Annotated in this window: 19 protein-coding genes; 6 read left to right on the top strand and 13 right to left on the bottom strand. The window is 36.4% G+C overall.

The genetic code is table 11. The annotated features are described in order from the left end of the window. Positions 1–143 precede the first annotated feature (143 nt). Both ACY2RT_RS10830 and ACY2RT_RS10825 read right to left on the bottom strand, forming a co-directional pair. Complete coding sequence (locus ACY2RT_RS10830; protein WP_490155932.1) at positions 144–1,463, bottom strand: hypothetical protein; 1,320 nt, start codon at positions 1,461–1,463, stop codon at positions 144–146. After that, complete coding sequence (locus ACY2RT_RS10825; RefSeq protein WP_490155931.1) at positions 1,460–1,813, bottom strand: hypothetical protein; 354 nt, start codon at positions 1,811–1,813, stop codon at positions 1,460–1,462. The genes ACY2RT_RS10830 and ACY2RT_RS10825 overlap by 4 nt, the downstream gene beginning before the upstream one ends. 187 nt (positions 1,814–2,000) lie before the next feature. Here ACY2RT_RS10825 and ffh point away from each other — a divergent pair, with 187 nt between their 5' ends. Both ffh and ACY2RT_RS10815 read left to right on the top strand, forming a co-directional pair. Further along, the gene (ffh, locus tag ACY2RT_RS10820; RefSeq protein ID WP_490156136.1) at positions 2,001–3,329 is read left to right on the top strand and encodes a signal recognition particle protein; all 1,329 of its coding nucleotides are present in this window, start codon (positions 2,001–2,003) and stop codon (positions 3,327–3,329) included. Between the two features lie 72 nt (positions 3,330–3,401). Then, on the top strand, positions 3,402–4,283 hold the full coding sequence (locus ACY2RT_RS10815) for a bifunctional 5,10-methylenetetrahydrofolate dehydrogenase/5,10-methenyltetrahydrofolate cyclohydrolase (RefSeq protein ID WP_490155930.1): 882 nt from the start codon (positions 3,402–3,404) through the stop codon (positions 4,281–4,283). 27 nt (positions 4,284–4,310) lie between these two features. Here ACY2RT_RS10815 and ACY2RT_RS10810 read toward each other — a convergent pair whose 3' ends face one another. The 10 genes from ACY2RT_RS10810 to ACY2RT_RS10765 all read right to left on the bottom strand — a co-directional run bounded on the left by ACY2RT_RS10810 (position 4,311) and on the right by ACY2RT_RS10765 (position 14,164). Then, complete coding sequence (locus tag ACY2RT_RS10810) at positions 4,311–5,327, bottom strand: AI-2E family transporter (RefSeq protein WP_490155929.1); 1,017 nt, start codon at positions 5,325–5,327, stop codon at positions 4,311–4,313. 6 nt (positions 5,328–5,333) lie between these two features. Continuing rightward, positions 5,334–5,756, bottom strand: a complete 423-nt coding sequence (locus tag ACY2RT_RS10805) for a VOC family protein (protein WP_490155928.1) — start codon at positions 5,754–5,756, stop codon at positions 5,334–5,336. After that, positions 5,756–7,375, bottom strand: a complete 1,620-nt coding sequence (locus tag ACY2RT_RS10800; protein ID WP_490155927.1) for a class I SAM-dependent methyltransferase — start codon at positions 7,373–7,375, stop codon at positions 5,756–5,758. The genes ACY2RT_RS10805 and ACY2RT_RS10800 overlap by 1 nt, the downstream gene beginning before the upstream one ends. Before the next feature lie 11 nt (positions 7,376–7,386). Then, entirely contained in the window at positions 7,387–8,106 is a 720-nt protein-coding gene (locus ACY2RT_RS10795; protein ID WP_490155926.1) for a hypothetical protein, read from the bottom strand. A gap of 166 nt (positions 8,107–8,272) precedes the next feature. Then, positions 8,273–9,400 (bottom strand): T9SS type A sorting domain-containing protein, encoded by a 1,128-nt coding sequence (locus ACY2RT_RS10790; RefSeq protein WP_490155925.1) that lies wholly within the window; start codon positions 9,398–9,400, stop codon positions 8,273–8,275. A 183-nt stretch (positions 9,401–9,583) separates the two neighbouring features. Beyond that, positions 9,584–10,390 carry a LytR/AlgR family response regulator transcription factor gene (locus ACY2RT_RS10785; RefSeq protein WP_490155924.1) on the bottom strand — a complete coding sequence of 269 codons (807 nt, stop codon included), beginning with the start codon at positions 10,388–10,390 and terminating at the stop codon, positions 9,584–9,586. A 79-nt stretch (positions 10,391–10,469) separates the two neighbouring features. Then, on the bottom strand, positions 10,470–11,033 hold the full coding sequence (locus ACY2RT_RS10780; RefSeq protein ID WP_490155923.1) for a hypothetical protein: 564 nt from the start codon (positions 11,031–11,033) through the stop codon (positions 10,470–10,472). A gap of 26 nt (positions 11,034–11,059) precedes the next feature. Continuing rightward, positions 11,060–12,589 (bottom strand): helicase HerA-like domain-containing protein, encoded by a 1,530-nt coding sequence (locus ACY2RT_RS10775; RefSeq protein WP_490155922.1) that lies wholly within the window; start codon positions 12,587–12,589, stop codon positions 11,060–11,062. Between the two features lie 106 nt (positions 12,590–12,695). Next, entirely contained in the window at positions 12,696–13,397 is a 702-nt protein-coding gene (locus ACY2RT_RS10770) for a phage tail-like protein (protein WP_490155921.1), read from the bottom strand. A 32-nt stretch (positions 13,398–13,429) separates the two neighbouring features. Continuing rightward, a complete protein-coding gene (locus ACY2RT_RS10765; RefSeq protein ID WP_490155920.1) occupies positions 13,430–14,164 on the bottom strand; it encodes a phage tail-like protein in 735 nt (244 codons plus the stop codon). A gap of 223 nt (positions 14,165–14,387) precedes the next feature. Here ACY2RT_RS10765 and ACY2RT_RS10760 point away from each other — a divergent pair, with 223 nt between their 5' ends. Then, a complete protein-coding gene (locus ACY2RT_RS10760; protein WP_490155919.1) occupies positions 14,388–15,017 on the top strand; it encodes a 7-carboxy-7-deazaguanine synthase QueE in 630 nt (209 codons plus the stop codon). Positions 15,018–15,065: 48 nt separating this feature from the next. Here the strand turns inward: ACY2RT_RS10760 and ACY2RT_RS10755 are convergent, their stop codons facing one another. After that, positions 15,066–15,611 carry a DUF2911 domain-containing protein gene (locus ACY2RT_RS10755; RefSeq protein WP_490155918.1) on the bottom strand — a complete coding sequence of 182 codons (546 nt, stop codon included), beginning with the start codon at positions 15,609–15,611 and terminating at the stop codon, positions 15,066–15,068. Positions 15,612–15,882: 271 nt separating this feature from the next. On the opposite strand from ACY2RT_RS10755, the gene gyrB reads away from it, so the two are divergent. The 3 genes from gyrB (at position 15,883) to secDF (ending at position 22,026) form a co-directional block, all read left to right on the top strand. Further along, complete coding sequence (gyrB, locus tag ACY2RT_RS10750) at positions 15,883–17,823, top strand: DNA topoisomerase (ATP-hydrolyzing) subunit B (RefSeq protein WP_490155917.1); 1,941 nt, start codon at positions 15,883–15,885, stop codon at positions 17,821–17,823. A 136-nt stretch (positions 17,824–17,959) separates the two neighbouring features. After that, on the top strand, positions 17,960–18,886 hold the full coding sequence (mdh, locus tag ACY2RT_RS10745; protein WP_490155916.1) for a malate dehydrogenase: 927 nt from the start codon (positions 17,960–17,962) through the stop codon (positions 18,884–18,886). Positions 18,887–19,023: 137 nt separating this feature from the next. Further along, positions 19,024–22,026: a protein translocase subunit SecDF gene (secDF, locus tag ACY2RT_RS10740; RefSeq protein WP_490155915.1), complete on the top strand. Its 3,003-nt coding sequence runs from the start codon at positions 19,024–19,026 to the stop codon at positions 22,024–22,026. Positions 22,027–22,042: the final 16 nt, after the last annotated feature.

Genomic DNA, 22,042 nt, shown 5'->3' with positions numbered 1-22,042 from the left:
AGAGTGGATGCTGCTAAAGAAGCTGTTTGATTTTGCAAGGAAAACTTCCTATTAAAGATACATAAAGTTTTGATTCTTTGGAAAAAAGAAAAGCATTTATAATTTTGATGATGTAAAAAAAATTAATGATATATTCAAATTTATTACTTAGTAAGATCTAGATCTCCCTGCGTAGGAGCTCCAAATCCAAAGTTTAAAGACAGTAAGGAAATCAAGGTCTCAGTTGGGTTTACAAACGGTTCAAAACGGCTTCCCAAAGTATAGGTAAGTATGATTTGATCTGTTAGGTTGTAATTGAAGGTACCCACATATTGTACATCTGTATTTTTTTCTTTTCTGAAAAGCTCATTTCCCTGTGCGTCGGTACCTGCTGGGATGTTAGAGTTGCTACTTCTACCTACCATTTCAAACTGTATTGAAAAACGCTTGAACTCTGAGGCTATAGACAGTCCATAGTCAAAGTTGTTTTCATAGATAGTAGCTTGGGGAAAATAGCGCTTATAATAATCGCTTAAATACCATTCATATCGTAGAACACCTAATATTTTTATAAATTCAAGCTTTTCGGTGAACTTATAGGTTGGGGTTATCCAAATAGCACTTTTTGGTACATAAGAAAATTCAAAAGAGTTTGTAGGGAAATTAAGTAAAGTTGCAAAAGCTACATCAATGGAAAGGCCTTGCCTATTTTTTATATAGTCTTTAAACTCGTTAAACATAGAATCCGCATGAAGATTTTTATCAATAATAGTATAAAAAGCATCTAAAAAAGAGTCTGGGTTATTTTTGTCAAAATTATTCAATGAAGTAGCTTCATCATAGATTTTCTTAACAACAACCTCTACATCTTCCTTGGTTTTATAATCCCCATTTTCATAAATAGCTTTAGTAACGGTACTTCTTATTTGTTCGAGAAAGTCAGTTTTGTTAGTCACATTAGAAGACGAGACAAGAGTTTCAGCAGTACCTACTATCAACGTGGTTATTCTTTGATTTGTTTTTAGGTTGGCACGATAATTACTAATGAGGTCACGATCTTTTTGATTACTTATATGAAATGTGGTTCGATACCCAAACGCCAAACCATTACTGGCTGTACTGTCACCTAATACAAAATTTTGTGTGGAAGCCAGAGAGAAGGAAGTATTTCGTGCCAGTTGATCCCACGCACTTTTAGGATATAAATATTCTTCTAGAGATAAACTATGATTCTTAGTCCAATAAGGCGTAAATTCTAACGCAAAATCTGTAGGGATAACAGCTTCAGAATTACTATTTAAAAAATTAGAATACAATGCTGTCTCCAATGCCTGATAGGATTTAGGTTCCAATACTACCTTGGGTTGCAGATCCAGAATGCTGGAGGCCGGAGAGGTAGGAGCCTTTAAAGGGTTCAGTTTTTCTTGTGCAGTACCGGTAAATGGTAATAGAACTGTAATCAGTAAAAAAATCAATAATCTCATGGTTTCGGAAATTTTAAAAAAAGAATAACAATTGGTCTTTCTTCTTCTGATTTAAGATTATGATGTTCAACGATCAAAGTATCATTTATTTTATATTGAACCCTTATCTCATCTTCTTCTGGGACAGGATTTGCAAAGTCTGAAGAGCAAACAATAATCTCCCCTCTCAATTGTGATCCTTTTCCAATAAATACGGTTCCCGCATCTTCAATTTCAGGTTTCGGGTTTCCGGGAACGAATACGGTAGTAATTCCTGAATTTCCATCTGAGATAAATTCTACAGTTAAATGTATGTCTGTAGCATCAGCAACCGGATAGGAAAGGTCTCTGTAACGATAGGTTTTGCGCATGGTGTAAGTTTTAAAATTAGATTTTATATCTAAATAACAATTGATAACAATTGTTAAGGGGGAGAAATAACATGTCACTAAGTTAGATAAAAAACTTTAATTGCAATTGAAATCTTTCGCAACATCCTACTTTGTAACTCCCTTGTCAATTGCTATCTTTGCATTTCTTAAAAATAGCAGTAAGAATATGTTCGATAATTTAAGTGACAAATTAGATAAAGCATTACACGTCCTCAAAGGGCATGGTAGTATCACTGAGGTAAATGTAGCCGAAACTTTAAAAGAAGTACGTCGCGCACTCTTAGATGCCGATGTCAACTTTAAAATTGCCAAAGAGTTTACCAATACAGTAAAAGAAAAAGCTCTGGGTCAAAACGTTTTGACCACGTTGCAGCCTGGGCAATTAATGGTGAAATTGGTAAAGGATGAGCTAACCGAGTTGATGGGTGGTGAAACTGCCGGAATTAATTTAAGCGCATCTCCTTCTGTTATTTTAATGTCCGGACTACAAGGTAGTGGTAAAACCACTTTTTCCGGAAAGTTGGCGAACTTCTTAAAAACCAAAAAATCCAAGAACCCATTATTAGTTGCTTGTGATGTATACCGTCCTGCTGCGATAAACCAATTACATGTAGTAGGAGACCAGGTAGGTGTTGAGGTTTATAGCGAAGAAGGAAATATGAATCCCGTGGAGATCGCTCAAAATGCGATTGCTCATGCTAAACAAAATGGCCACAATGTAATAATTGTGGATACGGCCGGCCGTCTCGCAGTAGATGAAGAGATGATGACCGAGATCGCAAATGTACATAAGGCGACCCATCCACAGGAAACTTTATTTGTAGTAGATGCAATGACGGGGCAGGATGCGGTAAATACCGCCAAAGCCTTTAACGACCGTTTAAATTTTGAAGGGGTAGTGCTTACGAAGCTCGATGGAGATACTCGGGGAGGTGCAGCAATTTCGATTAAAAGTGTAGTAGACAAACCTATCAAGTTTATAGGTACAGGAGAAAAGATGGATGCAATTGACGTGTTTCACCCGGCACGTATGGCAGACCGGATTTTGGGGATGGGTGATGTGGTATCGCTTGTAGAACGTGCGCAGGAGCAATTTGATGAAGAGGAGGCAAGAAAACTTCAGAAAAAAATAGCAAAAAACCAATTTGGGTTTGATGATTTTATCAAACAGATCCAACAGGTTAAGAAAATGGGAAGCATGAAGGATCTGGTAGGAATGATTCCCGGTGCCGGAAAAGCCCTGAAAGATGTTGATATTGATGATGATGCCTTTAAGCATATTGAAGCTATTATTCAATCTATGACTCCTGAAGAGCGAAGTACCCCTTCGGTTATAAACGGAAGTCGCAAAAAACGAATTGCGAAAGGTAGTGGTACTTCAGTGACACAAGTAAATCAGTTGATGAAACAGTTTGACCAAATGAGTAAAATGATGAAGATGATGCAAGGTGGCGGCGGACGTAAAATGATGCAAATGATGGGCAAAATGCGTTAACATTTTGCGACAAAAAAATATAAAGTATACCCAAAAGCATTTAAAAGGACTTTAATTTTAAATACATATTTTATGACAATCCTCGACGGCAAGAAAATTTCAAACGATATAAAAGATGAAATTGCATTGGATGTACAACGAATGAAAGAGCGGGGAGAACGTGTGCCTCATCTGGCAGCTATATTAGTGGGGGATGATGGTGCAAGTTTAACATATGTTGGAAGCAAAGTGAGAGCTTGTGAACGAGTTGGATTTGAGTCAACCTTAGTTAAACTACCGGATAGCACAACCGAAGAAGAATTACTTCAGAAAATTAAAGAACTAAACGAAAATAAGTCGATAGACGGGTTTATTGTTCAATTACCATTGCCAAAACAAATTGACGAAGAAAAAGTATTAAATGCGGTAAACCCCGGCAAAGATGTAGATGGATTCCATCCGGAAAATTTTGGAAGAATGGCTTTGGAAATGGAATCTTTTATTCCGGCGACACCTTTCGGAATTTTACAATTGTTAGAACGCCACAAGGTAGAGACTAAGGGGAAACATACAGTTGTTATTGGAAGAAGCCACATTGTAGGGCGGCCTATGAGTATTTTAATGAGCCAGAAAGGGAATGCAGGGAATAGTACTGTAACATTAACGCATAGTCATACAAAAAACCTTTCTGAGTTCACCAAAAAAGCTGATATTATTATTGTTGCATTGGGTGTTCCGGAATTCTTAACCGAAGACATGGTCAAGGACGGTGTTGTCATAATTGATGTAGGAATTAGTCGTGTCCCTGATGAAACAAAACCTCGCGGTTATGCTATAAAAGGTGATGTTCACTTTGAAGGAGTAAGTAAAAAAGCTTCGTATATCACTCCTGTTCCCGGAGGAGTGGGCCCTATGACCATTGCAATGCTGCTTAAGAACACATTAATTGCCAGAGAAAGGCAATTAGAAAACTAACTACTTTTTTGAATTGAATTCTATAATTTAAGTAGACTCAGATTCTCCATATTCGTTACGGTAAATACGAAGTACTACCAGAAATAAGCTAATTAGTAAAGGCCCAAAGATCAAACCTATAAATCCAAATAAGGGAACGCCAACAATGACTCCAATAAGTGTTATTAACGGATGGACATTATCAAGTTTTTTAAGTACGTATAGGCGTATAATATTATCAGTGGAACCTACAACGACAAGGCCATAGATTAATATTCCCCAAGCCTGAAATGAATTTCCGGTGGATAAGGTTAAAATAAATACGGGAAGAATCCCTACCAGAGTACCTACAAATGGGATCATAGATCCAATGGTAACAATGACAAACCAAAAAAACGGGTCTTCAATTCCAAATATTAAGAACCCGATCAATGCTACAAACCCCTGTGCTATAGCTACCATTGGAATACCTAATGCATTGGAGCGTACCATTGCCTGTATTTCCCTGCCAATAACTTTGGTGTTCTTTTTGCTGAAAGGAATAACATCAGATAAAGATTCGGTAATAGTGCGTTTACTGGTAAACATATAGTATAACATGAAGTACATAATACCAATAGAAATAACAATATCAAAGGTACTTCCGGCAATATTTTGAAGGTTATCGGAAAGCCATGAAGAAATTGCCGATACATCAATTTGAGAACTAAGATTGTATCCTAAACGGTCTTCCCAGATTACTAGCTGGCCTTTAAATGCATCTACAACTTTTTCAGAATTGTTAACTGCATTCCCTATTTTATTGGTAAGCATAACAATAATTCCTGTTACAGGGATTAAGATTCCCACAAAAGAAATAAACATTAAAAGACTCGCTGCCAAGCTGGGGTGCCATCCTTTTCTAACCAATATTACCATCCATTTACGCATTAATACATAAATGGTAATGGCGCCTAAAACTCCCGAAAGGTAGGGAAGCATTTCTCTAAAAATAAGCCCGCCCATTATAACAATAAGGAGGAGGACCAATATTTGCTGTATTACTGTTATGCTAATGTGTTTCATAGTTTATTATTTGGCAAATAGTTGCTCTATATCTTTAAACGCTTTAAACTCCAGGGCATTTCCGGAAGGATCTCTAAAGAACATGGTGGCTTGCTCGCCTGTTTGTCCTTTAAAGCGGATGTAAGGCTCAATAATAAAGGTAACCTTTTTTTCTTTCAACATTTCTGAAAACCGTACAAAGGTTTCCATGTCCAGTACAACACCAAAATGAGGAACGGGAACATCTTTTCCATCTACAGGATTTATTATAATTTCTTCTGAAGACCTTTCTTTGTAATGTAATACCAATTGATGTCCAAAACAATCAAAGTCTACCCAAAGGGCACTACTGCGGCCTTCAGCAAATTCAAGAGTTTCCCTGTAAAAAGTACGGCAAAATTCTAAGTTGTTAACAGGAATTGCAAGATGAAAGGGGGTTAACTTTTTCATTAATTTTTCTCTTTTAAGTAATTAATACTTACGGTTGCCAGTTCATTATCAGGAAATTTGGAAGAATATTGCGCGATGGTTTTTAAATTTATTTCTTCAATTACTTTCAGAAAAACATCCAGTTCCAGTATGTACTGATCTGAAAAACCATGTGTGGCATCGTAGGCAGTAACGGCAGTTTCTCCAATGTTCTCGGCAGCTATCTTTGGGTCAATAGTATGAAGTTCGATCAATAATAAACCAAACTTTTTAATATAGGGAGCCCACTTTTCTAGATGTTCCTTTAGATTTTCTTCAACCATTAGATTAGATAATCGTTTTCCACGACTTGCAAATGCTCCGGTAGAGGTACTTGTTCTTGAAATGTTTTTGAAATTGGGAGCTTGCCACTGCCGGTTATGATCTAAAAAAGTACGAACATTCAGCAGATCACTTAATGAAATATCATAATTACTTATGATATCCTCCTCCAATTGTTTGGGGTCTCCTATATCTCCCCAAATTACCTTTGCCCAAATATCTGCTTTCACCAAATTTGCCCGTGTTACTTTAAGCGCAGCTCTGTTATAATCCACACCTACCAGAAACAATGGATATTCTTCCAACATTGGGCCACGTTTGGTACGTTGTTCTATTACTTCGAACAGATGAATTAGAAACGCACCATTTCCACAACCCATATCCAAAATTCCTTTGGGTTGTTCTTCTATAGGCTTGTTGAAAAGTGCAATGACTATTTCATCGATCTTTTTAAAATAGGCGGAATGTGCTCCACCGCTTCCCCAAACATTCATCTCACGATCTACATGAATTTCCGGAGAATTGGGTAACGAACTTCGCAGAATATTGGCATTGCCAAAGATCAATTCGTCCATGCGCCGAAACGTAGGAATGTATGAAACTGTTACTCCATAAGCTGAAGAGCGGCGTGCGAAAAAGAGACCTTTGTTAGTGAATCTGTAATTATCATTTTTTTTACTGAACCATCCTAAAAAAGTAAAAAAGTCTAAGATCTTACTAAAACTATCGGGGTCTTCATGAAATTCGTCTGCACTAAAAGAAGCTTCCATGAAATATTTATGGAACATCCCATCCATTCCTAAGAATACAGTGATAGGGCCAATTAAAACACCTTCAATGTGTTTTGCTATTTGGGTTTCTATACTACGAACATCTTCTTTAGTTGAAGAAGGGGCGTAGGCATTATTTTTATATTTATTGAAGATCCGGTTTAAAACCGTGAACTGTTCAATATCAAAATGTCGCGGATGAAACTCTTCTGAAACTTTCATGAAATGAACTACATCCTTATATAAACCAGCCGAATTAAATGCAGTTTCACTTTTTTCATTTTTTGATAAGGTAACGGTTTGCAATACATTATCAACAGTATATTGCAACCATCCTTGCGAGGCTAACATTCGTAGAGCCACATTTAGATATCCTTCATTGGCATTAAAATGGGATGTAATTTCTGAAAGCAAACAAGAATCTTTCTTCAGTAAGAAATCAAGAACTCCTTTTTCTTTTAGGCTATAGGCTACAGGAGCTACAGCAATACCATCCAGGTGTCTAAATAATTCGCTGCGGTATTCTTTTTTTTCTTCGTTAGATAACATATTAAAAAATCTTAACTATTAACATTCATAAACTCATTAACAAAAATTGCTGTGTTATTCTTTAGTATAGTAATGGATTCTTCATCCTGATAATCCAGATAATGTGTTACAAAAATAATCCTGTCTTTTATAAGAATTGCATTCATGGACACTGCCGTGGTTTTATCTTCACTTTCATTGGCAATCTTCATCAAAACCAGCATAGTGGAAGAATTTGTATTTAATGTATATTTTTCAATTAATATGGGTTGCGCAATTGAAATATTATTCTTTAAAAAAGAATGACTTTTATTCACTTCTTCCATTGTTTTGTCCAGAAAACCACTTGTCATCATCGACATGATCTGGTTCATTTCAGAAACGGTCATTCTATAATTTTTAGCAAGATTAGGGGCATATACTTGATAATAATCATCGTAAGTAACCTCTTCGATCTCCTCAATTCTTTTATATATATCGTCATTAATATAGTACCCTAAGATAGTATTGTCCGGGTCATTGAATTCGTCAATGCGAGCTTTTATTTTTGGATGTAAAAAACATTCTGTTTGCCCGTTGATTTTGGGGAAGCAAATGCTTAGGTCTCCAAAAGTAGCTTTGCTAACACATTCTTTTGCATTAACGACGAGAGGCTCAGAATTATTTTGAATGCTACCTTCTTTGACTTCAGAATTATCTTTACAGCCTATTAAAAAGAAAAGGGCTATTATATGAAGGAATACTTTTTTCATGGTAGTTAGTTTTGAAAGCTTAATTTACCATTATTCCGGGTATAAAAAAAAACCTTCAAAATCTGAAGGTTTTTTGAAACAATAAGAATTAGTATCTATCAATAATTTAAATTAATATGAGGACAATTGCCCTAATCTTGTGACGGCATGATAGTGTTTTAAAATGCTATTTTTTAACTATTATTTTTTGGATGGCTTTTTCGCCATTATTATTAGTCGCTACAATAAAATAATTACCTTCAGAAAGTTTACTGGCATTCCATCTGTTACTATTTTGGAGATCAATAGTTTCAATTAATTTCCCTGAAATTGTAAATATTTTCAAGAGTTTATAGTTTGAAGAGATTGCTGTATTTAAGTTAAAATTTACTCCAATAGATGGAGTTACAAATACTGCATTCACTTTATTTTCAGGAATGTTTAATATAGAAAGGTCTATGGCTTTAATAAAGTTGGGACCTGCTAATACACCTCCATTATCCCATCTTCCAATTAAGTTTCCACTACTATCGAACTCGCTTATTTTATTTGCACCTCTTTCAGAAATTAACAGGTTTCCATTTGGTAGATATGTATGTCCTTCCGGGTTTAATAAACCGGTAATGAATTCATTAATATAATTACCATTGCTATCATAACGAAGTACTTTTCCTTCTGTGTAATCTTGTACTAGCATATCGCCGTTAGTATCCCACCATAATGAGGCCGGGCTTTCCAGAATAGTACTATTAATAAATGTCTCTAAAAAATTACCATTTGAATCGTACTTTCTTACTGTTCCTGAACCTATTGTAATACCAAACAATGAAACATATAAATTTCCTTGGGTATCCCAAACGAGTCCAAGACCTTGAGGCGCAGGAGGAGTAAAAGCACCCAGATAGTTTCCGTCCAGATCAAACCGAACCACTTTTGAAGTCTCAGCAGTCTGTCCCCATTGAGTAACATATAAAAGGTTGTCTGGGCCAATGCTCATTTTGGATGGTCTTGTTAATATGAAACCTTCATCACTCCAATCCTCAATATAGTCACCTGTTTCAAGATTATACTTTTTAATTCTTTCATTGTTGGTTCCGGTAACTAGTAAAAAGCCCTCAGGATGTAAAATAATATCCTGAGGGTTACTTAATCCTCCTGCATTTTGTACTATAAACTCTTCAATATAAGTGCCATTTTCTTCGTAGGTATTAACTCCGTTTAAAACTCTGTTACTAGCATAATACCTAATTTGAGAGAAAGTATTTGCGGTAATTAAAAGTGTAAATAATAATAAAAGAATTTTTAAATTTTTCATGACGTTATTTTTTTGTTTGAAATTGATACTTCAAAACAAAGTATTCGAAATGAAAGAATTTTATGAAATGCAGAGAGCTATAGCCGATTTGCAGTAAGGAATAAATTTAACAATGGAGCTTTTTAAAAAATTGCAGAGAATCTGTCTTTTTTTGCAGTAAATGAAAAATGGTAATTATACTATTTAGGAAATAAAAGCCCTTACAGATCTTAGATTGCTTTTGGAAACAGGAATTTCCACATTATTTTTCAAAACTAAAACAGGCGCACCAGAGGTGTTTAGCTCTTTAGCCATATTCATATTAACAATTGCCTTTCTATGAACTCTTAAAAAAGGATCTTGTAGTTTTTCTTCAAGAGTTTTTAAACTGCTTCTCATGGAATAGGATTTGCCATTGACCAAATGTACTTTAGCACAATAATCATCTGCTTCAATCCATTGAATTTCTTCTACGGGGATTATTCTGCGTTTATTACCTATTTTAATGTTCAGGATGGTGGTTTTATCGTTAATTTCAGATTTTAGTTTGTTATAAAGATCAAAATTAATATTCTTTAATTCTGAAAGTTTTTGTACTTGAATTTGTAATTCTTCATTTGTAAAAAACAAATGAAGAATAATGGCAATAGCACTATATCCTAAAATATAAATAGGTGCCTTTTGGAAAATGTAAAAAGTGATATATTCGTTGATTAACAATGGAAAAGAAAATACATCCCCGTTTTGAAGTAATTGTATTACCGAGATAATAATAATATTGATACCTACCAGTAAAAGAATAAAAACTGAATACTTTAAAAAATAATTAAAACTATATTCAGATTTAGAAGCCTTTTTTTTAGCATACAAAACCAGAACCAAGCCTAAGAGCATCCATATAATCCAGCGATACGACTGGTTTTTTAAGATATATAAAAACGTAACATCTTTAGCAAGATCATATTTTTTTATATAGAACAATTGCTGAAAGGTTTCAAAAGTGATTGCCATTACCAACAATATGATAATGATAAAAACACTTCGTTTTTGTATGGATATCTGATGTAAAATAATTTGGTTTTTAAGTCACTTATTCTTCAACATCCCAACCTACCATAAAGTACTTAAATGTTGCATCGTCAGGAATATGACTTGCTTCAATAGTAACACTTGGGTCGTATCGTAAATTTTCAGGAAGTTCTTTTTTGTCAATGGTTAGAAAAATATCACTGTTCTCTATAAAAACTACAACGGCATTAATAGTGGTTTCAATGTTTGCAATAGTATAATTGTCCTTTACAAGTTTAAAAGTACTGGATTTGGCAAGCCCTTTTTCAGTTTTATAGCGATCGTCAAAGACCTGAATGTTTGTAATGACCGATTCTGGGTCACTTTCATTATCAGGAGATAATAACAAAAGCTTTCCTCCTCCTTTTTCATAAATTTCTACTTCACCCTGAGTGCCTAAAGCATCTGGGATAGGGTTTAATTTTACGATGGAATCCTGTGCAAAAATAGAATCGATCTGTTTCATTTTTATTTCTTTGGTAAGATTGCCAATGGCTCCTTGTTTAATAAGAAAAGGGTCGTTCTCCTTTCCGCATTGTACAAACAATAGTGCAACAAGCGCACCTAAAAATAGGGTCTTTTTCATATAAATGGTTCTTCAGGTTTTAACTATTAACGCATCATTTTTCCAAGTATTCCCAACACGCTGCGTATTACTGTTGGACTTGTTAATGTTTTCACCAAAGTACTCTGTCCGGATCTTCTACGTGAAGAGGTTCTTCTTGAAGAAGAACGGTTTGTAGCTTCTCTTTCCTTTTTTGCTTTTTCTTTGGCTTCTTCCTTGTCTGCTATTTCAATCTTTTTATTCAATAGTTCGTATGCACTCTCTCTATCAATCTCTTCACTGTACTTCTTAATAAGTCTGGAAGTATCGGTTAGTTCTTTTAATTCGCGATCTTCCAAAATATCCATTCGGGACATAGGAGCTCTAAGCATAGTAGCTGCTAGTGGTGTTGGAATTCCTTTTTCATTTAGAGCAGAAACCAAAGCTTCTCCAATTCCTAAAGAAGTTAAAACTTCATCAGTTTTGTAGTAATCAGATAGTGGATAGTTCTCAGCAGTCAATTTGATTGCTTTTAGGTCCTTTGCTGTAAAAGCACGAAGCGCATGCTGTACTTTTAGTCCTAACTGGCTTAACACATCATCCGGTACATCTGTTGGGTTTTGAGTTACAAAATACAATCCTACTCCTTTGGAACGAATCAATTTTACAATACTTTCAATTTGATTGAGTAGTGCTTTGCTGGCTTCTTTAAAAATTAGATGAGCTTCATCAATAAAGATAACCAGTTCTGGCCTTCCGCTATCTCCTTGTTCCGGAAAGGTCGCATAAATTTCGGCTAATAATGAAAGCATGAATGTGGAAAACAATTTGGGTCGGTCTTGAATGTCGGTAAGACGTAAAATGTTGATGTATCCCATTCCGTTCTCATCTATACGAAGCAGGTCATCGGTATCAAATGATTTTTCACCAAAAAAGAGATCCCCGCCTTGCTGTTCCAATTCTACAACTTTTCTAAGGATTGCCCCGGTTGATGTAGTTGAAATACGGCCATAGTCTTTTGCTAATTCAGCTTTTCCTTCATCTGTGGAATACTGTAATATTTTCTTAAAATCTTTTAGGTCCAATAAAGGAAGCTTATTGTCGTCGCAATATTTAAAAATCACAGAAACAATACCTGACTGAGTTTCACTAAGGTCCATGATACGAGAAAGTAAAACGGGTCCAAACTCACTTACGGTGGCGCGCATGCGGACACCTTTTTGTTCGGAAAGGGAAAGGATTTCAACAGGAAACTTTTTGGCTTCAAACGGGATGCCTATCTTTTCATGGCGTTCATCTATTTTAGGATGGCCCGGGCTGGGTTGAGCAATTCCGCTAAGGTCTCCCTTCATATCCATTAAGAGTACCGGAACACCTTTTTCTGAAAGATTTTCGGCCAGTACTTGTAACGTCTTCGTCTTACCAGTACCTGTAGCACCCGCTATAAGCCCGTGACGATTCAATGTTTTTAAAGGAATCTTTACCAGAGCATTGGTAACGGTCTCTCCATCCAGCATTGCAGCACCCATGGTAATGGAATCTCCTTTAAAAGTATTTCCAGCAGTTATATAATCAAAAAAAGCCTGTCTATCTGCCATCTTTAAATTTTTGCTAAAAATAGGAATTGTAGGTAAGCTATTGAAATATTATAACAAATATGTTTTCAATTTTCTGAAGCTATCAATGATTTTTCAACAATATAACTTAGCTGCTTTTCTCAATATAGAAATTTGAAGAACCTGAAGAACGTAAGGTTGCAGTGTTAATGCCTCCGCTTCTAATAATCTGAACGGCGATGATATCATCTGCTGTAACATTTATAACTTCATTTATATGCAAAGATGCTTCTTCGTGGCCACTGTTTCTTCTTATATAACCAGTTGATGCAAATGTTCCAACCTGAGTACCATTGATTGTTAAATACATTTCAGGTGCTTTTCTTGAGGAGGCGGAGGTGCTTATAATTGAAAGGTTCACGACTAATTTATACCTGCCGGTTTCTGTAACCTGCAAAGTATTTCCTGATACTATAAAAAGAGAAGTATTATCATTCCATTCCTCAGTTCCAAAGATAGGAGCATCTATTGCTGCTGCACTATTAATATTGCTACTTGAATCTGAACTGCTATATTTTAATGACTGCCCTACTCTTGAACAGTTTGCAGTTTCAGAATTTATAACATCCCAAACTGGCGATACGGAAGTTCCCGAATTTATATTTAAAGTATTTGAATCTGTATTATAGATAATTAACCCATTTGCAGGCATAGATATCGTACCTCTGTCAGCCGTACTTAACTGTGGAAATATGACCCCTTGTGTTGCGGATGCATTTTCAAGAATGGAAGAACCGTCTACCGTGACAGTCCCAATACCAACTTGAGCCATTACAAATGAACTTGCCATTACAATTATTGATACAAAACAGTACCTCAACATCATAATTTCTTTTCAATAAAAAAGTTAGAGCTTCCTGTAGATCTCATGTATACGGCATTAGAATTCGCAGACCTTGAAATTTGAACTGTAATGACGTCATTGGCGGTTAGCTCAATTATCTCCCGTAAGTGCAATGAAGCTTCTTCGTGCTCATTATTACTACGAATATACCCTGTTGATCCGTAAGAACCAATAGCTCCTCCATTAAGAGTCAGGCGAATCTCCGGTGCATTTCTGTCATTCGTTGTTCCATTTAATAGAGATACATTGACAATTATTTCGTACCTCCCGGTTTCAGTTACTGTAAGCTGATTTCCGGAAACGACATAGAGTGTGGCGTCGTCGTTCCATTCCATAGTTCCGAAAATAGGAAGATTAATTGTACTGGCTGGATTTACATCTGTAGTAGTATCTGTATTTGAATATTTTAAAGAATCTCCAGAAGAAGCCAGGGAAGTAGGCGTTAAACTAAGTGCTTGCCAAATGGGGGTAGTCGTATTATTAGAATTGAATTGTAATTCGTCCGAATCTGTATTGTAAATTAGTAAACCATTGGCAGGAAAACTAATGAGATCCCTTTGAGCTTTTGTCATTCTGGGAATTAGAATTCCTTTATCAGAAGCCGAAATATCTAAAACAGCAGAAGCATCCGGGGATGTTGTGCCAATTCCAACTTGCGCGGTCGTGATAGTTACTAATAGCGAAAATATTAGGAAAAAAAGAGAACTCTTCATTTTAAAAACTATTTTTGCATAACAGTTTCAATGAAGACAGCGGGGAGTTATCTAACATTTTATACTTCTTTTTGGGTTTATCAAAAATATAAATAAAATCCTTACCTGAAATACGTGTATACACTTAGAATACACATAAATAAACGGTTTTCGATAAAGTGAATAGAAAAACAGATTTGAAGTATTGTGATAGCAATGGAGTTGTGTGGATTTAATACAAAGTATGCAAAAAGAAATAGAAATTTTAGTAGATAAAGGAGATATGCTTCCATTAATGGAAGCGTTTTATACCATTCAGGGAGAAGGATATCATAAAGGAACTGCAGCATATTTTGTTCGCATTGGCGGTTGTGATGTTGGATGCCATTGGTGTGATGTAAAAGAAAGTTGGAACGCAACTTTGCATCCGCCTACCAAAACCGAAACAATTGTTGAAGATGCTTCAAGTTATTCCAATACAGTTGTGGTAACCGGCGGCGAGCCTTTAACATGGGACATGGGCCCATTAACAGCGCAGTTAAAAGAAAAAGGAATGCAAGTTCATATTGAAACCTCTGGAGCTTATGAACTCACAGGGCAATGGGACTGGGTCTGTTTGTCGCCAAAGAAGGTTAAACTACCAAAGGCAGAAATTTATAGCAAGGCAGACGAGCTTAAAGTGATCGTTTATAATAAAGATGATTTTCGTTTTGCCGAAGAACAGGCTGCTAAAGTTAATAAGGACTGTATTTTATATTTACAGCCCGAATGGAGTAAACGGGATAAGGTAATTCCGCAGATTGTAGCATATGTAATGCAAAATCCAAAGTGGAAAGTGTCGTTACAAACACATAAGTATTTAAATATACCATAAAAAAAAGCGACTAATCAAGTCGCTTTTTTTTATGGTATATTATTAAAATTAGATACTCTTAAAAGGCACTTCAATATAAGTGTCGTCCCAACCGATCATTAAAGTAGTTCCGCTCTTATCTGAACGGAATACCATGGAAAGTGATTCGGTAGGTGCAGCTGTGTCTTTTGCAGGTACAGTAATACGGGCAGCATCTTTTTCTTTTTTGTAACTATAAGAGCCCCAGGCATTGGTATCACTATTAATTATGACAGTCCAATTTTCTTTTCCGGGAATAGTATACAATGTATAAGTTCCTGGTTTTAATTTAGTGTCACCTAACATCATTGTATTGTATAATGTTAATTCGGTAGCTTCATTAGCTCCGGTACGCCATACCTTCCCATAAGGAACTAATTCCCCAAAAATAGTACGTCCTTTTTTTGAAGGGCGACTGTAAATAACACGTGCCATGGGAGGTGCATTCCTTTCGGTACGAGCCATAGAGAGATCCATAGGGCTGGCATCCATTTTTGGAAAGGATTGAGCTTGAGTAGTTTCAGTTGTAAAAAGAACGGCAAATGCTAATGCAATACCTGCGAAAGTTGTTTTCATGTTTTTATTTTTTTTGAGAGATAAATATACCTGTTAAATGATTTGTATAAGGTTAAAATTATGATAAAAATAACCCTTAGTCGGTAGGAATTAACACTTTGTCTTTCTGTTATTCTTTTAGTTCATTTTGGTGAACTTTTCAACAGGTATTTTTTTCACAAAAATTTGTTAATAACTTCACACTTAAAAAACCCCTAATCCCTTTATTTTATTGGTGGTTTTGTTATATTTGTTCGTTACGAAAAATATAGAAAAAACAACCTGATTTTATATGAGCGAAGAACAAAAAAAAGGGAACTACGGAGCCGATAGTATTCAAGCCTTAGAAGGAATGGAGCATGTGCGTATGCGACCATCCATGTACATTGGTGATGTTGGCGTACGGGGATTACATCATTTGGTGTATGAAGTAGTGGATAACTCCATTGATGAAGCGATGGGAGGCTACTGCGATACCATAGATGTTTGGATCAATGAGGACAACTCTATTTCTGTGAAAGATAATGGTCGTGGGATCCCTGTTGATATTCATAAAAAAGAAGGAGTCTCTGCTCTGGAAGTAGTAATGACAAAGATTGGTGCCGGAGGAAAATTTGATAAAGATTCTTATAAGGTTTCAGGGGGATTACACGGGGTAGGAGTTTCTGTTGTAAATGCACTTTCCGAAAGTTTAAAAGCAACAGTACACCGCGATGGAAAAATATGGGAACAGGAGTACGAACGGGGAAAGACCATGTATCCTGTTAAAGCTGTTGGGAAAACAGATTCCAGAGGGACAACCGTAACCTTTAAACCGGATTCTCAGATCTTCCAGCAGTCCTTGGAATATAATTATGACACACTTGCCAGCAGGCTTCGTGAATTGTCTTATTTGAACAAAGGAATCACAATCACATTAACTGATAAACGCCAAAAAGACGAAAAAGGCGAAATCCCTACCGAGAGCTTTTACAGCGATGAAGGATTAAAAGAATTCATTCGTTTTTTGGATGGTAATCGTGAACCGTTAATTGCCGATGTTATTTCAATGGAGGGCGAGAAAAATAACATTCCTGTTGAAGTGGCGATGGTGTATAACACTTCTTTTAATGAAAATTTACACTCCTATGTAAACAATATTAATACCCACGAAGGAGGAACGCATCTTTCAGGTTTCCGCCGTGGATTAACAACAACTCTTAAGAAATATGCAGATGCTTCCGGAATGCTGGACAAATTGAAGTTTGAAATTTCCGGAGATGATTTTCGTGAAGGATTAACTGCTATTATTTCAGTGAAAGTTGCGGAACCTCAGTTTGAGGGCCAAACAAAAACAAAATTGGGGAATCGTGAAGTTACCTCAGCAGTAAGCCAGGCTGTTTCTGAAATGCTTGAAAATTACCTGGAAGAACATCCAAGTGATGCAAAGACCATTGTACAGAAAGTTATTCTGGCTGCACAGGCACGTCATGCGGCACGTAAAGCACGTGAAATGGTACAGCGAAAAACAGTAATGAGCGGTGGTGGATTACCGGGAAAACTTTCAGATTGTTCAGAGCAGGATCCGGAAAAATGTGAAGTATTCCTTGTGGAGGGAGACTCTGCAGGTGGAACAGCCAAACAAGGCCGTGACCGTAATTTTCAAGCTATTTTACCTCTTAGAGGTAAGATCCTGAATGTAGAGAAAGCCATGCAGCATAAAGTGTTTGAAAATGAAGAAATACGCAATATTTTTACTGCATTAGGTGTGACTATCGGTACCGAAGAGGATAGCAAAGCATTGAACCTTGAAAAGTTAAGATACCATAAAGTAGTGATCATGTGTGATGCAGATGTGGATGGTAGCCATATTTCCACTTTGATCCTGACATTTTTCTTCCGTTATATGAAAGATCTTGTAGAAGCCGGTTATGTGTACATTGCTACTCCACCGCTTTATCTGGTAAAGAAAGGTGCTAAAAAGGAATATGCATGGAGTGATAAAGAACGCGATGAGATCAATGAAAAATTTGGAGGTAGTGCGAGTATACAACGCTATAAAGGTCTTGGAGAGATGAATGCAGAGCAATTATGGGATACGACCATGAATCCTGACTTTAGAACACTACGACAAGTAACTATAGATAATGGGACAGAGGCAGACAGAATCTTCTCTATGCTAATGGGAGATGAAGTACCTCCCCGTCGTGAATTTATAGAAAAGAATGCGGTCTATGCAAATATTGATGCATAAACCAATTGATATTATTGAACGAGCCCGGAAAATTTTCCGGGCTCGTTTGTTTTTAAACTAATTCTTATATCATTTTAAAACAGATAATTGTACTTTTGCAATTCTAAAATAATCATATAACTCTAAATATTTTATAATGAAAGTAACAGTTGTAGGAGCAGGCGCAGTAGGTGCAAGTTGTGCCGAATATATTGCCATCAAAAATTTTGCCAGCGAAGTAGTTTTACTGGATATTAAAGAAGGATATGCCGAAGGAAAAGCGATGGATCTAATGCAAACAGCTTCACTAAATGGATTTGATACACGAATAGTGGGTTCTACTAATGACTACAGTAAAACTGCCGGAAGTGATATCTGTGTAATTACCAGTGGTATACCTCGTAAGCCTGGAATGACCCGTGAGGAATTGATAGGTATCAATGCCGGAATTGTAAAAACAGTTTCCTCCAGTTTAATCGAACACTCTCCAAATACAATTGTGATTGTCGTAAGTAACCCAATGGATACTATGACCTATTTGGTGCATAAAACTACCGGTCTTCCTAAAAATAGAATTATTGGTATGGGAGGAGCATTGGACAGTGCAAGGTTTAAATATCGATTAGCTGAAGCTTTAGGCGCACCTATTAGTGATGTGGACGGAATGGTAATAGGAGGACATAGCGATAAAGGAATGGTTCCTTTAACACGTATGGCAACAAGAAACAGTGTGCCTGTTACTGAGTTCATCTCTCAGGAACGTTTAGATCAGGTTAAAGAAGATACCAAAGTAGGAGGAGCCACACTCACAAAATTATTGGGTACCTCTGCCTGGTATGCTCCGGGAGCTGCTGTTTCAGGGCTGGTACAAGCAATTGCATGTGACCAGAAGAAAATATTTCCTTGCTCTACTATGTTGGAAGGTGAATATGGCTTAAATGATATTTGTATTGGTGTTCCCGTAGTACTGGGAAGAAACGGAATTGAAAAGGTTGTTACTGTTGATCTAAATGATGCTGAAAAAGCACACATGCAAGAAAGTGCTGAGGGCGTAACAAAAACCAATGGTTTACTGGAACTGTAAATTATTTTTTTAAAACTGAACCAAAGACCGCTATATGCGGTCTTTTTTTGTTAAAGAATTAAAAAGAAAATAATTGTCTTTTCTTTTTTGAAAACCTATATTTGCACGTTTTTAAAACTATTTAAACATCCATTAGAATGCAAAATAAAGGACTAATTACAGTATTTGCCATATTATTTGGATTGGTAAGTTTATACCAACTATCCTTCACATATATTGCAAACAAAGTTGAAGATGATGCAAAATTGTTTGCAGACAATAAATTCCCGGCAGATCAACCTGAGGAAAGAGACATTGCAGAACTTAAGTATTTGGACTCTTTAGCCAAAGAGCCTGTCTTTTTAGGAATTGATTACAAAACTGCCAAGGAAAAAGAACTTAACAAAGGTTTGGACTTGAAAGGGGGGATCAATGTGATTCTTCAGATCTCAGTAAAAGATATCTTAAGAGGATTGGCAAATAATTCTAAAGATGCCGCATTCAACCAAGCGCTAGCAAACGCAACCGAACTTCAGAAAAGTAGCCAGGATACTTATTTAGAATCCTTTTTTGAAGCATTTGAAACACTTCCGGGAGACAATAAATTAGCTTCTCAGAATATATTCTTCAACAAAAATTTGGAAGGTGAGATTGATGCCAGCATGACTAATGATCAGGTAAAAACCAAGATCGAAGATAAAATTGATGAAGCTATTACCTCTGCATTCGAGGTATTAAGAAAACGTATCGATAAGTTTGGAGTAACACAGCCTAATATTCAGCGTTTAGGAAAATCTGCCCGTATCCTTGTAGAATTACCGGGAGCTAAAGATATTGAGCGAACCAAAAATCTATTGCAAAGTACTGCTCAGTTAGAATTCTGGGAAGTGTACAAGAGCGAAGAAATGTCAGGTTTTATCGTTCAGGCAGAACAAGTAGTAAAAGAACTTACCGTTGCTGAAACTCCTGAAGAAGAAGTTCAAGATACCACTGCCACAGAAGATGACGAGATCAATGAATTGTTAAAAGGAGAGGATGCTGAAGAAGCGGAAGCCACTACTGAAAAAGACAATCCTATACAATCAAAAATGATATCCGGTGGATTTCAGGGAAGTCCTATTCTTGCTACGTTCGCCTTAAGGGATACAGCTGTAATTAATAGTTATTTGCGTATGCCACAGGTAAGAGCATTATTACCTGCCGACCAGCGTAATACAAAATTTGTTTGGGGAAAACCGGAATATAACGATGTTGCTTTAGAAGAAGTCACAGGGTTATATGCTTTAAAAGTAGGACGTGATGGCGAACCACCTTTAGGAGGTGCTGTAGTTGTAGATGCACAACAATCTTATGATCAGGTAGGTCGTGTAGCTGTAGATATGCAAATGAATGGGCGAGGGGCTAAGGTCTGGGAAGAAATGACAGGGAAAGCTTTTAACACCCAAAGCCAAATTGCAATTGTATTGGACGACATTGTATATTCTGCACCTGGAGTAACGTCAGGGCCTATCCCTGGAGGGCGTAGTTCTATTACCGGAGACTTTACAATTACTGAGGGACAAGATTTAGCGAATGTACTACGTGCAGGTAAGTTACCGGCTTCGGCAGAAATTATTCAAGGAGAAGTAGTTGGCCCTACTTTAGGGCAGGAAGCAATTGACAGCGGGATATTCTCTTTTATGCTGGCTTTAGCTTTCGTATTACTTTGGATGATTTTCTATTATGGGAAAGCTGGTCTTTTTGCAGACGTTGCTTTGGCAGTGAATATCTTATTTATTTTCGGAATCTTAGCAGGACTAGGAGCCGTATTAACGCTTCCGGGTATTGCCGGTATTGTTTTGACCATTGGTATCTCGGTAGATGCGAACGTACTTATTTTTGAACGTATCCGGGAAGAACTTGCCAAAGGAAAAGCCCAGAAAGATGCTATTAAAGACGGTTTCAATAATGCATTGTCATCTATTTTAGATGCAAACATTACTACCGGATTAACGGGTCTGATCTTATTGGTATTTGGTACCGGACCTATTAAAGGTTTTGCAACTACATTATTAATAGGTATTCTTACCTCTTTATTTACTGCAATATTTATTACAAGATTATTTATTGACGGTTATACTAAAAACGGAAAACCATTACCGTGTTCAACTCCTTTTACTAAGAACTTATTTAAGAACGTAAATATCAATTTCCTTGGAAAACGTAAGATTGCTTATGTAATTTCAGGAATCTTGATCCTTATAAGCTTAGGTTCCTTATTTACTGTTGGATTAAATCAAGGTGTTGACTTTGTAGGAGGCCGTACTTATACGGTTCGTTTTGATAAGGATGTAGATGCTCCCAAAATTCAGGAAGAACTTACCGCTGTATATGGTAGTGCCGAAGCAAAAACATATGGAGGGGATAATCAATTAAAGATCACTACCAAATATAAAGTAGATGATAGTGGTGCCGATGTTGATGAAGAAATTGAAAGAATGCTTTTTGAAGGATTAAAAACACATCTTCCTTCAGAAATGACCTATGCAGATTTTACCGCAGATTCAGAAGGTAAAGAAGTAGGTAGAATGGAGTATTATAAAGTAAGCCCTACGATTGCAGATGACATTAAGAAATCATCTTTCTGGGCTGTTTTGGGTTCTTTGATTGTGGTATTCCTGTATATTTTATTACGATTTAGAAGATGGCAATTTAGTTTAGGCGCTGTAGCAGCAGTATTCCATGATGTATTAATAGTATTAGGTATCTTCTCATTAACGTATAAGATCATGCCTTTCAATATGGAAATTGACCAATCTTTTATTGCTGCGATCTTAACTGTAATTGGATATTCATTAAATGATACCGTAGTAGTATTTGACCGTATCCGTGAATATTTTAACGAACATTCCTCGTGGAAGATGAACCGTGTTATTAATGCGGCTTTAAACAGTACATTGAGTCGTACATTAAATACTTCGATGACTACATTAATAGTGTTATTATGTATCTTCTTCCTTGGTGCGGAATCTATCCGCGGATTGATCTTCGCATTAATTGTCGGGGTATTGGTGGGTACGTATTCATCTCTGTTTATAGCAACTCCGGTAATGTATGATACAGTTAAAAAGAAAGGGATTGATCTAACAGATAAAAAGAAAGAAGTAGCAGTAGAAGAATAATTAACTTCCTTCTTCA

It is taken from the genome of Ulvibacter sp. 2210JD10-4 (assembly GCF_058148525.1).
Note: the sequence above shows the minus strand (reverse complement) of the source record. Positions and strands in the feature narration are given on the sequence as shown.

Excerpts from the sequence above, each read along its gene's own strand:
- ACY2RT_RS10830 (WP_490155932.1), bottom strand. The coding sequence starts at position 1,463 with ATGAGATTATTGATTTTTTTACTGATTACAGTTCTATTACCATTTACC.
- ACY2RT_RS10825 (WP_490155931.1), bottom strand. The coding sequence starts at position 1,813 with ATGCGCAAAACCTATCGTTACAGAGACCTTTCCTATCCGGTTGCTGAT.
- ffh (WP_490156136.1), top strand. The coding sequence starts at position 2,001 with ATGTTCGATAATTTAAGTGACAAATTAGATAAAGCATTACACGTCCTC.
- ACY2RT_RS10815 (WP_490155930.1), top strand. The coding sequence starts at position 3,402 with ATGACAATCCTCGACGGCAAGAAAATTTCAAACGATATAAAAGATGAA.
- ACY2RT_RS10810 (WP_490155929.1), bottom strand. The coding sequence starts at position 5,327 with ATGAAACACATTAGCATAACAGTAATACAGCAAATATTGGTCCTCCTC.
- ACY2RT_RS10805 (WP_490155928.1), bottom strand. The coding sequence starts at position 5,756 with ATGAAAAAGTTAACCCCCTTTCATCTTGCAATTCCTGTTAACAACTTA.
- ACY2RT_RS10800 (WP_490155927.1), bottom strand. The coding sequence starts at position 7,375 with ATGTTATCTAACGAAGAAAAAAAAGAATACCGCAGCGAATTATTTAGA.
- ACY2RT_RS10795 (WP_490155926.1), bottom strand. The coding sequence starts at position 8,106 with ATGAAAAAAGTATTCCTTCATATAATAGCCCTTTTCTTTTTAATAGGC.
- ACY2RT_RS10790 (WP_490155925.1), bottom strand. The coding sequence starts at position 9,400 with ATGAAAAATTTAAAAATTCTTTTATTATTATTTACACTTTTAATTACC.
- ACY2RT_RS10785 (WP_490155924.1), bottom strand. The coding sequence starts at position 10,390 with ATGGCAATCACTTTTGAAACCTTTCAGCAATTGTTCTATATAAAAAAA.
- ACY2RT_RS10780 (WP_490155923.1), bottom strand. The coding sequence starts at position 11,033 with ATGAAAAAGACCCTATTTTTAGGTGCGCTTGTTGCACTATTGTTTGTA.
- ACY2RT_RS10775 (WP_490155922.1), bottom strand. The coding sequence starts at position 12,589 with ATGGCAGATAGACAGGCTTTTTTTGATTATATAACTGCTGGAAATACT.
- ACY2RT_RS10770 (WP_490155921.1), bottom strand. The coding sequence starts at position 13,397 with ATGGCAAGTTCATTTGTAATGGCTCAAGTTGGTATTGGGACTGTCACG.
- ACY2RT_RS10765 (WP_490155920.1), bottom strand. The coding sequence starts at position 14,164 with ATGAAGAGTTCTCTTTTTTTCCTAATATTTTCGCTATTAGTAACTATC.
- ACY2RT_RS10760 (WP_490155919.1), top strand. The coding sequence starts at position 14,388 with ATGCAAAAAGAAATAGAAATTTTAGTAGATAAAGGAGATATGCTTCCA.
- ACY2RT_RS10755 (WP_490155918.1), bottom strand. The coding sequence starts at position 15,611 with ATGAAAACAACTTTCGCAGGTATTGCATTAGCATTTGCCGTTCTTTTT.
- gyrB (WP_490155917.1), top strand. The coding sequence starts at position 15,883 with ATGAGCGAAGAACAAAAAAAAGGGAACTACGGAGCCGATAGTATTCAA.
- mdh (WP_490155916.1), top strand. The coding sequence starts at position 17,960 with ATGAAAGTAACAGTTGTAGGAGCAGGCGCAGTAGGTGCAAGTTGTGCC.
- secDF (WP_490155915.1), top strand. The coding sequence starts at position 19,024 with ATGCAAAATAAAGGACTAATTACAGTATTTGCCATATTATTTGGATTG.